10 protein-coding genes are annotated in these 13,377 nt (G+C 59.8%); 4 read left to right on the top strand and 6 right to left on the bottom strand.

Annotated elements, in window-relative coordinates; all coding sequences use genetic code 11:
- The first annotated feature begins 29 nt into the window (after positions 1–29).
- The gene (locus tag F8N43_RS12545) at positions 30–956 is read left to right on the top strand and encodes a GGDEF domain-containing protein (RefSeq protein ID WP_150630133.1); all 927 of its coding nucleotides are present in this window, start codon (positions 30–32) and stop codon (positions 954–956) included.
- A 48-nt stretch (positions 957–1,004) separates the two neighbouring features.
- Here the strand turns inward: F8N43_RS12545 and F8N43_RS12540 are convergent, their stop codons facing one another.
- From F8N43_RS12540 to F8N43_RS12525, 4 genes are all read right to left on the bottom strand, one after another.
- On the bottom strand, positions 1,005–2,879 hold the full coding sequence (locus tag F8N43_RS12540; RefSeq protein WP_150630134.1) for an MFS transporter: 1,875 nt from the start codon (positions 2,877–2,879) through the stop codon (positions 1,005–1,007).
- 86 nt (positions 2,880–2,965) lie between these two features.
- Entirely contained in the window at positions 2,966–4,114 is a 1,149-nt protein-coding gene (locus F8N43_RS12535) for a TDT family transporter (protein ID WP_150653845.1), read from the bottom strand.
- Positions 4,115–4,219: 105 nt separating this feature from the next.
- Entirely contained in the window at positions 4,220–4,531 is a 312-nt protein-coding gene (locus tag F8N43_RS12530) for a cupin (protein WP_150630136.1), read from the bottom strand.
- A 40-nt stretch (positions 4,532–4,571) separates the two neighbouring features.
- A complete protein-coding gene (locus F8N43_RS12525; protein WP_150653844.1) occupies positions 4,572–5,765 on the bottom strand; it encodes an MFS transporter in 1,194 nt (397 codons plus the stop codon).
- Positions 5,766–5,856: 91 nt separating this feature from the next.
- Between F8N43_RS12525 and F8N43_RS12520 the strand changes: the two genes are divergently transcribed.
- On the top strand, positions 5,857–6,396 hold the full coding sequence (locus F8N43_RS12520; protein WP_150630138.1) for a TetR/AcrR family transcriptional regulator: 540 nt from the start codon (positions 5,857–5,859) through the stop codon (positions 6,394–6,396).
- 241 nt (positions 6,397–6,637) lie between these two features.
- Positions 6,638–10,108 (top strand): PAS domain-containing hybrid sensor histidine kinase/response regulator, encoded by a 3,471-nt coding sequence (locus F8N43_RS12515; RefSeq protein WP_150653843.1) that lies wholly within the window; start codon positions 6,638–6,640, stop codon positions 10,106–10,108.
- A 111-nt stretch (positions 10,109–10,219) separates the two neighbouring features.
- On the opposite strand, the gene rmuC is transcribed toward F8N43_RS12515, so the two are convergent.
- Both rmuC and F8N43_RS12505 read right to left on the bottom strand, forming a co-directional pair.
- Positions 10,220–11,584, bottom strand: a complete 1,365-nt coding sequence (rmuC, locus tag F8N43_RS12510) for a DNA recombination protein RmuC (RefSeq protein WP_191623641.1) — start codon at positions 11,582–11,584, stop codon at positions 10,220–10,222.
- A 175-nt stretch (positions 11,585–11,759) separates the two neighbouring features.
- The gene (locus tag F8N43_RS12505; protein WP_150630141.1) at positions 11,760–12,083 is read right to left on the bottom strand and encodes a sel1 repeat family protein; all 324 of its coding nucleotides are present in this window, start codon (positions 12,081–12,083) and stop codon (positions 11,760–11,762) included.
- 995 nt (positions 12,084–13,078) lie between these two features.
- On the opposite strand from F8N43_RS12505, the gene F8N43_RS12495 reads away from it, so the two are divergent.
- Positions 13,079–13,303, top strand: coding sequence for a hypothetical protein (locus F8N43_RS12495; RefSeq protein WP_008031832.1), 225 nt, complete (start codon positions 13,079–13,081; stop codon positions 13,301–13,303).
- The last annotated feature ends 74 nt before the right edge of the window (positions 13,304–13,377 follow it).

The following is a 13,377-nucleotide window of genomic DNA, read 5'->3' as shown; positions in this document are numbered from 1 at the left end:
CAGCCTTACTGCTTAGGGGTGCACGCCATATGAAATCACCTTCCCAGACCAACGCAATTGACTTCGATAGCGCCAAATTGCAACGCCTGGGCTTTGGTCAGCAGCCCCCTCTTCTGGAGAGGCCGGTCAGCCTTGCGCAATTGCGCCAGCAACTGAGTTTGCAGCTGCAAACCAGTCTTGAGCCGCAACGCATTCTTGGGCTCTTCTACCGTGAAATTCAGCGACTCGTACCGCTCGATGCCCTGAGCTACCAACACAAGGCCAGCGATTTGCGCCTGGAATACGGCCAGCGCGGCCACCATTCGATCAGCTATAGCCTCAGCCATGAAGGCGAGCATCTGGGTGAACTGGTGTTCCGCCGCAACCAGCGTTTCAGCGAGCAGGAACTGGGCAATCTCGAATCTTCGCTGTCCGCGTTGATGTACCCGATGCGCAATGCCCTGCTCTACCGCGCCGCCACCCAAAGTGCCCTGCGCGACCCCCTCACCGACACCGGTAACCGCATTGCCATGGATCAGACGCTGCAGCGGGAAATCGAGATGTCGCGCCGGCATCTGCAACCTTTGTCACTGCTGATGCTGGACATCGACCACTTCAAACACATCAACGATAACCACGGGCACAGCGCCGGCGATGACGTGCTCAGGGGTGTCGCCGCTTCGATCAAGAGCCAGCTGCGCAACGTCGACATGGTGTTCCGCTTTGGTGGCGAGGAGTTTTTGATTCTGTTGTCCAACACCGGCCGGGAAGCCGCCGCCATGGTCGGCGAGCGACTGCGATTCGCGGCACAAGCCAAGAATTTTTCAGCCGATGGCAACCTGATCGAGCTGACCGTCAGCCTCGGCTGCTCGACCCTGTTGCCCGGAGAATCGGCCGAGAGCCTGTTGCGTAGGGCCGACAGTGCGCTCTATGTGGCCAAGCGCGAAGGACGCAACCGCTTGGCGATGGCGGGCTGACCGCCGCCAGCGCGGGCTCGCGGCAATATCGGCCCGCATCGACAAGGATCAGCGAACAGCGCCGCGCAACGCCCCGACCAACCCTTGCAGCTTCGCCGGTTCCGCTGCCTCAACTGCCACCGCCGGCCCCGCCACCAGGGTCACCCGCGACCACAACCGACGGAACACGCCCTTGTCGGGATCGCGACTGAAGAAACTCCCCCACAGCCCCTGCAATGCCAGCGGAATCACCGGCACAGGCGTCTCTTCGAGAATCCGCGTCAACCCGCCCTTGAACTCGTTGATCTCGCCATCGGCGGTCAATTTGCCTTCAGGGAAGATGCATACCAGCTCACCGTCCTTCAGATATTGAGCAATGCGCGTGAAGGCCCTTTCGTAAATCTGAATGTCTTCCTGACGTCCCGCGATCGGAATGGTCCCGGCCGTGCGGAAGATGAAGTTCAGCACCGGCAGGTTGTAGATCTTGTAGTACATCACAAAGCGAATCGGCCGACGCACCGCGCCGCCGATCAGCAGCGCGTCGACGAAAGACACGTGATTGCACACCAGCAGCGCCGCGCCTTCATCCGGTATCAACTCCAGATTGCGATGCTCCACGCGGTACATGGAATGGCTGAGCAGCCAGATCATGAAACGCATGCTGAACTCGGGAACGATTTTGAAGATGTACGCGTTGACGCCAATGTTCAGCAGCGACACCACCAGGAACAAGTGCGGGATCGACAGCTTGGCCAGGCTCAGCAGCACGATCGAAACAATTGCCGAGACCACCATGAACAGCGCGTTGAGAATATTGTTGGCGGCAATCACCCGCGCCCGCTCGTTCTCCGGGGTGCGCGACTGGATCAGCGCGTACAGCGGCACGATGTAGAAACCACCAAAAACCCCCAGGCCGAGAATGTCGATCAACACCAGCCAGGTATGGCCAAAACCGAGAATCTCGATCCAGCCATGGCCGTTGACGCTGTCGGGAATTCCGCCGGAATGCCACCACAGCAACAAACCGAACACCGTCAAACCAAACGAGCCGAAAGGCACCAGACCGATCTCGACTTTACGCCCGGACAGTTTTTCGCAAAGCAGCGAACCCAGCGCAATGCCGACCGAGAACACAGTGAGAATAAGGGTCACCACGGTTTCGTCGCCGTGCATCCATTCCTTGGCATACGCCGGGATTTGCGTGAGATAAATCGCCCCGACAAACCAGAACCACGAGTTACCGACAATCGAGCGCGAGACCGCCGGCGTTTGCCCCAGGCCCAGTTTCAAGGTGGCCCAGGATTGACTGAAGATGTTCCAGTTCAGGCGCATTTGCGGCGACGAGGCCGCCGCCCGTGGAATGCTGCGACTGGCCAGATAACCGAGCACTGCAATGCCGATGATCGCCGTGGACACGATGGGCGCGTAATGCGCGGACGACATCATGACCCCGGCGCCGATGGTCCCGGCGAGGATGGCCAGGAAGGTGCCCATTTCCACCAGGCCGTTGCCGCCTACCAGCTCCTCTTCATGCAAGGCCTGGGGCAGGATCGAGTATTTCACCGGCCCGAACAGCGCCGAGTGCGTACCCATGGCAAACAGCGCCAGCAGCATCAGCGACAGGTGATCGAAGACGAACCCGACCGCGCCGATCGCCATGATGACGATCTCCCCGAGCTTGATCAGGCGAATCAGCGCGTCCTTGGCGAACTTCTCGCCAAACTGCCCGGCCAGTGCCGAGAACAGAAAGAACGGCAGAATGAACAGCAGCGCACACAGATTGACCCAGATCGAACGATCACCCTCGATGGACAATTTGTACAAAATGGCGAGGATCAACGATTGCTTGAAGACGTTGTCGTTGAACGCCCCGAGGGACTGGGTCACGAAAAACGGCAGGAAGCGCCGGGTGCGAAGCAAGGTGAACTGTGAGGGGTGACTCATCTTCCGTGTGTCCCTGTGATGGCGTGGATACTGCTATTGGAATGTCGGACGTCGATCCAGGCCACACATTACCTAATCTTTGCAGGTTATTTTTTTAAACCTGCAATGCACGGCGAGACAAACAACTCGCCCCGCCATGCGCCCTGCACCGTGCGTTTGGCGACGATCAGCCACATCACCGTCAGCAACGCCACCAACACACAGCCAAAGGCACTGAAAAACGTCAGGCTCAACGTGCTGGCCAGTTTTAACGTTGCCAGAGAATAGACGCCCAGCGGAAAGGTGAAGCCCCACCAGCCGAGGTTGAACGGAATCCCGGCCCGCAGGTAACGCCCGGTAATCAGAAGAGCAATCAGCATCCACCACAAACCAAAGCCCCACAGCGTGATTCCCGCCACCAGCCCGAGCCCCGCTGCGATTTCACCCAGGCCCGGAAGCCCGTTGGCGGCGAAGATGGCCGGCGCGTCGGCGCCCAGCAGCAACATCCCCAGTGCCCCGGTGCCAATCGGGCCGAGCGCCAGCCAACTCGACGCCGCCATGTTTTCGTGGGGCAGTTTGTGCAGCGCCATGCGCAACATAAGAATGGTCAGAATGCTGAACGCCACCGGCAGGGAAAATGCCCAGAGCACGTAGCTGGTCACCAACACCACCATTTGCGCCTGGGCCTCGGCCAGGTGCGGCGCCAACAGGCCACCACTGGCAGCCGCCACTTCCGCTGCTACCACCGGCAACAGCCAAACGGCGGTCATCTGGTCGATGCTGTGTTCCTGGCGGGTGAACATCATGTAGGGAATCAGCACACCGCAGGCCAGCGACATCGCCACATCCAGCCACCACAGCAACGCGGCCACATGGACGACCCCCTCGCCCCAGCGAGGCAGGCCAAACAGCAGGAAGCCATTGATGATGGTCGCCAACCCCATGGGAATCGTGCCGAAAAACATCGAAACCGTGGAGTGCCCGAAAATCCTCCGGGCCTCATCGAAGAACAGTACCCAGCGCGCCGCGTACAGCGCAGTGAACACGATGAACAGACCGATATTGAACAGCCACAGGGCTTCGGCGATCGCGTGCAAACCTGGCGACGCGACAGGCAACTGGGCCAGGGCTAACGCTAAAACGCCCGTACCCATGGTCGCGGCGAACCAGTTCGGGGTGAACTGGCGGATAACCTCGCGCGGGTGCTGCAAGTGACTGAAGGGTTTGAAAACGGGGGTGGCGTTGGGGCATGTCATAGCGAACTCCTGTCCTCTGTTGAGGTGGAATTCAGGGTAGGCGCAAATCGAATATCTATATAACGGGTAATATCTCTAACTGTTATCTGCTTTGTAGATATAGCGTCAAACGCTGCCTTCCGATTCGATCACCAATATCCTCGCCACGCCCAGCGGATGCGCCACGTGCTCGGTGCCCACCGAGGCGTAAAAGATATCGCCTACAGCCAACACCACCGCTTTCTCCACGCCTGCTTCGCGATAGCGCATCTGCACCTGGCCATCGAGCACAACGAACACTTCCTCGCCGTCATTCACATGCCACTTGTAGGGCTGATCGGTCCAGTGCAAACGCGTGGTGATGCCGTTCATATTGGCGATGTCCAGCGCTCCCCAGGCACGGTCAGCGGTGAAGGCGTTGCTGCGGATGATCTTCATGTTCGGTCCGTCGAAAGGAATGGCGTGCCAAGGCTAACGATCATTGACCATCGGCGCTACAGACTTTGATGGACTGCTCGCGCATCAATGCCAGCAACGCACCGACAGACAGGATAATCAGCACGGCACCATACCCATCGGTGGTCGCCACCAGACCAAACGTCCGCGTCAGATTCCCCGCCAGCAACGACGGCAAACAAAACGCCAGGTAGCTGAGCACATAAAACGCCGACATCAACCCGGCCCGTTCATGGGGCAGCGCCAACGGAACCAGGCTGCGCACCGCGCCGAGGAACCCGGCACCGAAGCCGCAACCGGCCACCAGTGTGCCGAGGAAAAACAATGCCAGGCTGGCGCTGTGCACGCCCAGCAACAGCAACACAATGCCGATGGGCAGTAACGTACCGCCCAACACCAGCGCGGTGGCGGCGGGCCGATTGCGCAAGGTGAAGATCATCAACGCACCGGTCACCGTCAATGCCGCTACGGTCGATCCACCGACCAGGTTCGAGGTTGAGCCAGTGGCCGTGCGCACCAACGAAGGGGCGAGCGAAGCGTAAAAACCACCGAGCGCCCAGGTAGCGGTATTGAGCGGAAGAACTCGCCACAAAGTGGACCGCGCCTGGAGGGGCACATGCAGCGTAGGCCGCAACGAAGCGAGTGCCCCCGGCTGCGGACTGACGCTTTCCGACAGGCGCCAGACATACAGCGCCTGCATCGCAAACAACGCGAACAACACCCAATAAGTGAGCCGCAACGGTAGCGGCGCAAACTCGGCCAACAGACCGCAGCCCATGCCGCCGAACGCCATGCCGAGTAGCGGCGCGACGCTATTGACCAGCGGTCCTTGCTTGCGATCGGTATCCAGTAATGCAGCGCTCAGCACGGCAGTGGCCATCCCGGTCGCAAACCCCTGAAGCGCCCGCGCACCGATTAGCCACGCAACACTGTCAGCATTGATAAACAGCAGCATCGCCAGCATGTTCAGCAGCACAGCGGTAAAGATCACCGGTTTGCGTCCCAGATAATCCGAAAGCGAGCCGACCGTCAGCAGGGCCACCAGCAGACTGATGGCGTAGACGCCGAAAATCATCGTCAGCGTCGCTGCAGAGAAATTCAGGTGCTCTTGGTACAAGTGATACAACGGCGTCGGCGCCGTGGAAGCGGCGAGGAAACTGAGTAAAGTGATCGCCAGAAACCACAGGCTGGAACGGTTGGAAGCTGAATTCAACATGTGCACACTCCGCAAAAGCTAATTTATTGCTTTTGCGGAGTGTGCTACTCGCTAGCGCTTAAAGCAAATTCTTTGTGTTAAGGTCCGCTCCATGACTATTAAAGAAGGTTTACGCCCTGGAGGCCGTAGCGCCCGGGTGCAAGAGTCGATTCACTCGGCTGTCCGCGCACTGCTCGAAGAACAGGACCGCTCCACCGTGACCGTCCCGCAAATCGCCGCGCGCGCGGGCGTTACGCCGTCGACTATCTATCGACGCTGGGGCGATCTGTCGGTGTTGCTGGCGGATGTCGCCCTGGCGCGCATGCAGCCTGACAGTGAGCCGGCCAACACCGGCAGCCTGCGCGGGGATGTGCAAGCGTGGGCGGAGCAGTATCTGGACGAGATGAGCTCCGAACCGGGACGCAACATGCTGCGCGATGTGCAATCGAGCCCGACGCCAGGCCTTTGCGTTTCACTGATTGGCGGGCAGTTGCAGATAATTCTGGATCGTTATCCCGATCAACCAAAACCGGGTGTGGATCGGCTGATCAATCTGGTAGCGGCGCCGACGGTTTTTCGCATTCTGTTTTCGCCAGCGCCGCTGGAGGTTGAGGAATTGCATCGGTTGATCGAGATTGCGTTAAGTCAGTAAAACCACCATCGCGAGCACGCTCGCTCCCACAGCGGATCTTCAGCGGCCACATAATCTATGGCCAACATAGATCCCTGTGGCAGCGAGCGTGCTCGCGATGGCGCCAACACAGACAACCAGGATCTGAAACCCTGCGACACCCCACCACGCCACGACCTTGGTCGACACTGACTAACTCGGACGGTCGTGCGAGACTGTCCGTCCGGGCTGTAGTCCCGGGTGTCTTTTGTCTGGAGTTTCCATGTCGCTGTCCAGCGGGCTGATCGCCGCCGTCGCCCTGGCCTATATGGCCATCATGTTCGCCATTGCCTTCTACGGTGACCGTCGCAGTGCGCCGTTGCCGCCGCGTGTGCGCGCCTGGGTGTACAGCCTGTCGCTGGCCGTTTATTGCACCAGTTGGACATTCTTCGGCGCCGTCGGCCAGGCCGCCGAACAACTCTGGTCGTTCCTGCCGATCTACCTTGGGCCGATCCTGTTGCTGGTCTGCGCGCCGTGGGTCCTGCAAAAAATGGTGATGATCAGTAAACAGGAGAACATCACCTCCATTGCCGACTTCATCGCCGCCCGTTACGGCAAATCCCAGTCACTGGCAATCGTCGTGGCGCTGATCTGCATGGTCGGCGTGCTGCCCTACATTGCGTTGCAGCTCAAAGGCATTGTGCTCGGGGTGAACCTGTTGATCGGTGCCGGCGCCGACGCCATGGGCACCCGTGCCCAGGACACGGCGCTGATCGTGTCGCTGGTGCTGGCGCTGTTTACCATCGTCTTCGGTACGCGCAACCTCGACGCCACTGAGCACCACCGCGGCATGGTGCTGGCGATCGCGTTTGAATCGCTGGTCAAGCTGTTTGCTTTTCTTGCCGTGGGCGCGTTCGTGACCTATGGGCTGTACGACGGCTTCGACGATCTGTTCAACCAGGCCATGCTCGCGCCGCGCCTCGAAGCCTACTGGAAGGAAACCATCAACTGGCCGTCGATGGTGGTGCAGACCGGTGTGGCGATGATGGCGATCATCTGCCTGCCCCGGCAGTTCCACGTGACCGTGGTGGAGAACATCGACCCACAGGATTTGCGCCTGGCCAAGTGGGTGTTCCCGGCCTACCTGGCGCTGGCAGCCTTGTTTGTCGTGCCGATCGCGCTGGCCGGTCAGATGCTGCTGCCCAGCTCGGTGTTGCCGGATTCATTTGTTATCAGCCTGCCACTGGCGCAGGCCCACCCCGCACTGGCGATGCTGGCCTTTATCGGCGGTGCTTCAGCAGCGACCGGCATGGTGATTGTCGCCAGCGTCGCGCTGTCGACCATGGTCTCCAATGACATGTTGTTGCCGTGGCTGTTGCGCCGCAACAACGCCGAGCGGCCATTCGAAGTGTTCCGCCAGTGGATGCTGTCGGTGCGTCGGGTCAGCATTGTGGTGATTTTGCTGCTGGCCTATGTCAGCTATCGGCTACTGGGCTCGACCGCAAGCCTGGCGACCATCGGCCAGATCGCTTTCGCCGCCGTGACCCAACTGGCCCCGGCCATGCTGGGCGCGTTGTACTGGAAACAGGCCAACCGTCGCGGTGTGTTCGCCGGCCTCGCTGCCGGAACATTCCTGTGGTTTTACACGCTGGTTCTGCCGATTGCCGCGCACAGCCTGGGTGTGTCGTTGAACACTTTCCCCGGGCTGGCGTGGCTGCACGGCAACCCGCTGAACCTGCCGCTCACCCCGCTGACCCAAGGTGTGGTGCTGTCCCTCGCGGCCAACTTCACGCTATTCGCCTGGGTATCGGTGTTGTCGCGCACGCGTGTTTCGGAACACTGGCAGGCCGGACGGTTCATCGGCCAGGAAATCAGTGCCCGCCCCAGCGCCCGTTCCATGCTGTCGGTGCAGATCGACGACCTGCTGCAACTGGCCGCACGGTTTGTCGGTGAAGAACGCGCCCGCCAGAGCTTTATCCGTTTCGCCTATCGCCAAGGTAAAGGTTTCAACCCGAACCAGAACGCCGACGGCGAGTGGATCGCCCATACCGAACGCTTGCTGGCCGGTGTTCTCGGTGCTTCTTCGACGCGGGCAGTGGTAAAAGCCGCCATCGAAGGTCGGGAAATGCAACTCGAGGATGTCGTCCGAATCGCCGACGAAGCCTCGGAAGTGCTGCAATTCAACCGTGCCTTGCTGCAAGGCGCGATCGAGAACATTACGCAAGGCATCAGCGTGGTCGACCAGTCGCTGCGGCTGGTGGCGTGGAACCGGCGTTATCTGGAACTGTTCAACTACCCGGATGGCTTGATCAGCGTCGGCCGGCCGATTGCCGACATCATTCGCTACAACGCCGAACGTGGCCTGTGCGGTCCCGGTGAAGCCGAAGTGCACGTCGCTCGGCGTTTGCACTGGATGCGTCAGGGACGCGCCCACACCTCTGAACGACTGTTTCCCAATGGCCGTGTGATCGAGCTGATCGGCAACCCGATGCCGGGTGGCGGTTTCGTCATGAGTTTTACCGACATCACCGCGTTCCGCGAGGCCGAGCAGGCGCTGACCGAAGCCAACGAAGGCCTGGAGCGGCGGGTCACCGAACGGACCCACGAGCTGTCGCAACTCAACGTGGCCCTGACCGAAGCCAAGGGCACCGCCGAGTCGGCCAACCAGTCGAAGACCCGTTTCCTCGCGGCAGTCAGCCATGACCTGATGCAACCGCTGAACGCTGCCCGGCTGTTTTCCGCCGCGCTGTCCCATCAGGACGACGGCTTGTCCAGCGAAGCGCAGAAGCTGGTTCATCACCTGGATACGTCACTGCGCTCGGCCGAGGACCTGATCAGCGATTTGCTGGACATTTCTCGCCTGGAAAACGGCAAGATCAATCCGGATCCGAAACCGTTCGTGCTCAATGAGCTGTTCGACACTCTTGGTGCAGAGTTCAAGGCGCTGGCCCGGGACCAAGGGCTCAAATTCCGAGTTCGCGGCAGCACGCTGCGGGTCGACAGCGACATCAAACTGTTACGACGGATCTTGCAGAATTTTCTGACCAACGCCTTTCGCTACGCCAAGGGCCCCGTGCTGTTGGGGGTTCGTCGGCACAAGGGTGAACTGTGCCTGGAAGTCTGGGACCGTGGGCCGGGTATCCCGAAAGACAAATTGACAGTGATTTTCGAGGAATTCAAACGCCTGGACAGTCACCAGACCCGTGCCGAGAAAGGTTTGGGCCTGGGGCTGGCGATTGCTGACGGGCTGTGTCGCGTTCTGGGGCACACCTTGCAAGTGCGTTCCTGGCCGGGCCGTGGCAGCGTGTTCAGCGTCAGCGTGCCGTTGGCAAAGGCGCAAACCGCGACGCCGAGCAAAGTCGCCCCGCTCAACGGCAAGTTGCTGAGCGGCGCGCAGGTGCTGTGCATCGACAATGAAGACAGCATCCTCATCGGCATGAACAGTTTGCTGACCCGCTGGGGTTGTCAGGTCTGGACCGCGCGCAATCGCGACGAATGCGCGGCGCTGCTCAGCGATGGCGTACGTCCGCAATTGGCGCTGGTGGATTATCACCTGGACAATGGCGAGACCGGGACCGAATTGATGGCGTGGCTGCGTACCCGTTTGGGCGAGCCAGTGCCGGGCGTGGTGATCAGCGCCGACGGGCGCCCCGAGACTGTGGCGCAGGTGCATGCAGCGGGGCTGGATTACCTGGCCAAACCGGTGAAACCGGCGGCATTGAGGGCGTTGTTGAGTCGGCATTTACCGTTGTAGGTGTGTAGATGTTTAGCCCTGTGGTGTTTCAACGGACGCCATCGCCGGCAAGCCGGCTCCTACATTAAATCGGTCAGTGCAGGAGCCGGCTTGCCGGCGGTGCTTTTCAGCTTACTCGGGCAACTCGGCCAACCCATCTACATCAGTCATCGCCCGCTCCAGCAAGTCCGCCGGCAGGCTCTTGCTCGCTCGCGCGCCGAGCAACTTGAGCTGCTCACTGCGGCTGACGAGATTGCCGCGTCCTTCCGTCAGCTTGTTGCGTGCGGAGCTGTAAGCCTTGTCCAGTTGCTGCAAGCGATTGCCGACTTCATCCAGGTCCTGAATGAACAACACGAACTTGTCGTACAGCCACCCTGCCCGCTCGGCGATTTCCCGGGCGTTCTGACTCTGCCGCTCCTGCTTCCACAGGCTGTCGATGACCCGCAGCGTGGCCAGCAACGTGGTCGGGCTGACGATCACGATATTGCGGTCGAATGCTTCCTGAAACAGCGTTGGCTCAGCCTGCAACGCAGCGGAAAACGCCGCTTCGATGGGCACGAACAGCAAGACAAAATCCAGACTGTGCAAACCGTCGAGACGCTTGTAATCCTTGCCGGCCAGGCCTTTGACGTGGTTACGCAGCGACAGCACATGCTGCTTGATGGCGATCTGGCCGATGGCATCGTCTTCGGCCGCCACGTATTGCTGATAGGCCGTCAGGCTGACTTTGGAGTCGACCACCACCTGCTTGTCGCCCGGCAGATAAATGATCACATCCGGCTGGAACCGCTCGCCGTCCGGGCCTTTGAGATTGACCTGCGTCTGATACTCGCGGCCCTTTTCCAGACCGGCGTGTTCAAGCACCCGCTCGAGAATCAACTCCCCCCAGTTACCCTGGGTCTTCTGCCCTTTCAAGGCGCGGGTCAGGTTGGTGGCTTCGTCGCTCAGGCGCAGGTTCAGCTGTTGCAGACGCTCAAGCTCCTTGGCCAGCGAAAAGCGCTCGCGCGCCTCGGCCTGATAGCTTTCCTCGACGCGTTTTTCAAACGACTGGATGCGTTCTTTCAATGGATCGAGCAACTGCCCCAGACGCTGCTGACTGGTTTCGGCGAAGCGCTGCTCGCGCTCGTCGAAGATCTTGCCGGCCAGCTCGGCGAACTGGGCACGCAGCTCATCCCGCGAGCCTTGCAGGTCACTGAGGCGCTGCTGATGGCTTTCCTGTTGCTCTCGCAACTCGGCACTCAGCGACGCGGCTTGAGCGTCCAGGCGACGCAGCTCAACGTCTTTGCCGGCGCGCTCGATGTTCCAGGCATGAGCGGCGTCGCGGGCGTCATCACGTTCAATCTGCAGTAATTCGACTTCACGGCGCACGGCGGCCAGGTCTGCCTGTTTGGCGGCATTGGCCTGTCCCAGATCCGCGATTTCGTCGCGAGCCGCCTCGAGTTGGGCATTCAGCCCGTCCTGTGCCAGGTTGGCCATGGCCAGACGTTCTTCCAGCAGTGCAACTTCAGACTGCGTGGTGCTCGCCCGACGCTGAAGTTGCCAGGCCAATACCAGCAACGGCAGCGCCGCACCCGCCAGACCGAGCAATATGCTGGTCAAGTCCATCGCCATAGCCAATCCTGCCCGTTCGATAAAGCTTGAAGGTTAACCAAGGCATCAGGTCTTGGACAGCTCAGTCTTCGATCAGACCGAGTTCCTGTTGAGCGCGTCGATCCCCTGCCCGCGCGGCCTGACGCAAGAGGTCCTGGCCAATGCGGCGGTCCCTTGCATTCCCACACTCGCGGCACATCAACTGACCAAGACGGCTCTGCGCCGCCACTACCCCTTCGCGCGCCGGCTGCTTGAGCAGACGCCCGGCGAAGTGTTTGACGTTGTGGTTTTCGCCCAGACGCGGGCTGTCGAGCAACCACTCGGCCACACGCATCGAAAAGCGCTTGGGCGGGGGGACGCTGGAAGGAGTCGAGGTTACGGAAACGGGTATTGAGCGAAACTTCATAAAGCACTGTGGGGCAGATCGGAAGGCGCGCCACTCTACTCTTTTTTTCTTACAGGTAAAGCCTAAAAAACCCGGCACGCCCGTGCTAGAGCAAGCGCTCGGGACAATCCACAGAAGCTGTGGATAACTCAGTGGACAACCGCCCTTGAACTCTCGCAAACCCCTGTGGAATGGGGCTCGCAGTCAAACTGACGATTTTTTCACCAGTAAAAAAAACCGATGTTTTTCATTGACTTAAATTTTGGTTACAGGCACCCACTACGCTTGAGGGCCAGATGACAGGGCCGTGACAGTCCGCGCAACTTATGTGCACAAGTACCTTCAAGCCAGTTATATCGATGCGCTTTTTCGGCGCATTTTGGCACCTGACCTGGGGATAAACCCTGGCTAACCCATGATCCAGGCTGATTCCGGACCGACGAACGTCGACGACCGACGGTCGTAATCTGTGCCTTTACAAGGCGCAACCTGCGCTTCATGGCCGTTGGAGAGCGCCAATCCGCAGACTAATGCCGGCCCGTGGAGATGTTTTTGGCTAACACACTTCCCTTCTGCGATTCAATCCGTTAGTATCCGCGGCGTTAGTACCAAGCTGAAAGTCAATTCTGGTCGAACAAATCCTCCCGGTCAGCCTTCCCAAAGGAAGCCTCTACCGAACAAGCGGGATCGACCACCTCGATGGTTTCCAGGTAAACCTTGCGCCAACACAGCCTTTGAATCGAAAGCAAAGGGTGTTGCGAAGCTCACTTACTCTGACCGAACCAGCCTGCAAATTGATCAGGATCTTCACCCCGGGCCCAGAACCTTTGCCCTTGATGTGTTGCCTGCCCTCCTAAGTACCTACCTGCCAGCCCAAGCGCGCCAACTTAATCAGCGCTTCAAACTGGCTGCTTTGTTCCAGTCGGGTTCTTCGTTCGACCAATGGTGGTCGTCGTCACTGGAACGTTTTAATTTTGCACGGTTCTTATCCGTGTCGCTTGTAGGAACACCCAATAATGACTACTCAAATCCACACCCAGGATGCCATCCGCACCCTAACCAACGCTTTTGCACCAATGAACTGCCTGATCATGGCCGCACGCAAAGGCTGCTTCAGCTTCACCCTGGTCAATGAACACGGCATCGCTCGTCACAGCGAACGCCTGTACCCCGATCAATACTCCAGCGCCGAGCCGCTGCAGGCAGTGATCGAGCGTACCCGTCAGGCACTGGTTGCCTGAGACGCCAGAAACGCTGAAAACCTCAAAAGCCTCGCTTGAATAGCGGGGCTTTTTATTGCCCGATATTTCTCTTT

This window comes from Pseudomonas fluorescens, from assembly GCF_902498065.1.
GTDB lineage: Bacteria > Pseudomonadota > Gammaproteobacteria > Pseudomonadales > Pseudomonadaceae > Aquipseudomonas > Aquipseudomonas fluorescens_BJ.
This window is presented reverse-complemented; position numbering and strand designations above follow the sequence as displayed.

Coding starts and splice junctions, on each gene's coding strand:
- F8N43_RS12545 (WP_150630133.1), top strand. CDS start 30: ATGAAATCACCTTCCCAGACCAACGCAATTGACTTCGATAGCGCCAAA.
- F8N43_RS12540 (WP_150630134.1), bottom strand. CDS start 2,879: ATGAGTCACCCCTCACAGTTCACCTTGCTTCGCACCCGGCGCTTCCTG.
- F8N43_RS12535 (WP_150653845.1), bottom strand. CDS start 4,114: ATGACATGCCCCAACGCCACCCCCGTTTTCAAACCCTTCAGTCACTTG.
- F8N43_RS12530 (WP_150630136.1), bottom strand. CDS start 4,531: ATGAAGATCATCCGCAGCAACGCCTTCACCGCTGACCGTGCCTGGGGA.
- F8N43_RS12525 (WP_150653844.1), bottom strand. CDS start 5,765: ATGTTGAATTCAGCTTCCAACCGTTCCAGCCTGTGGTTTCTGGCGATC.
- F8N43_RS12520 (WP_150630138.1), top strand. CDS start 5,857: ATGACTATTAAAGAAGGTTTACGCCCTGGAGGCCGTAGCGCCCGGGTG.
- F8N43_RS12515 (WP_150653843.1), top strand. CDS start 6,638: ATGTCGCTGTCCAGCGGGCTGATCGCCGCCGTCGCCCTGGCCTATATG.
- F8N43_RS12505 (WP_150630141.1), bottom strand. CDS start 12,083: ATGAAGTTTCGCTCAATACCCGTTTCCGTAACCTCGACTCCTTCCAGC.
- F8N43_RS12495 (WP_008031832.1), top strand. CDS start 13,079: ATGACTACTCAAATCCACACCCAGGATGCCATCCGCACCCTAACCAAC.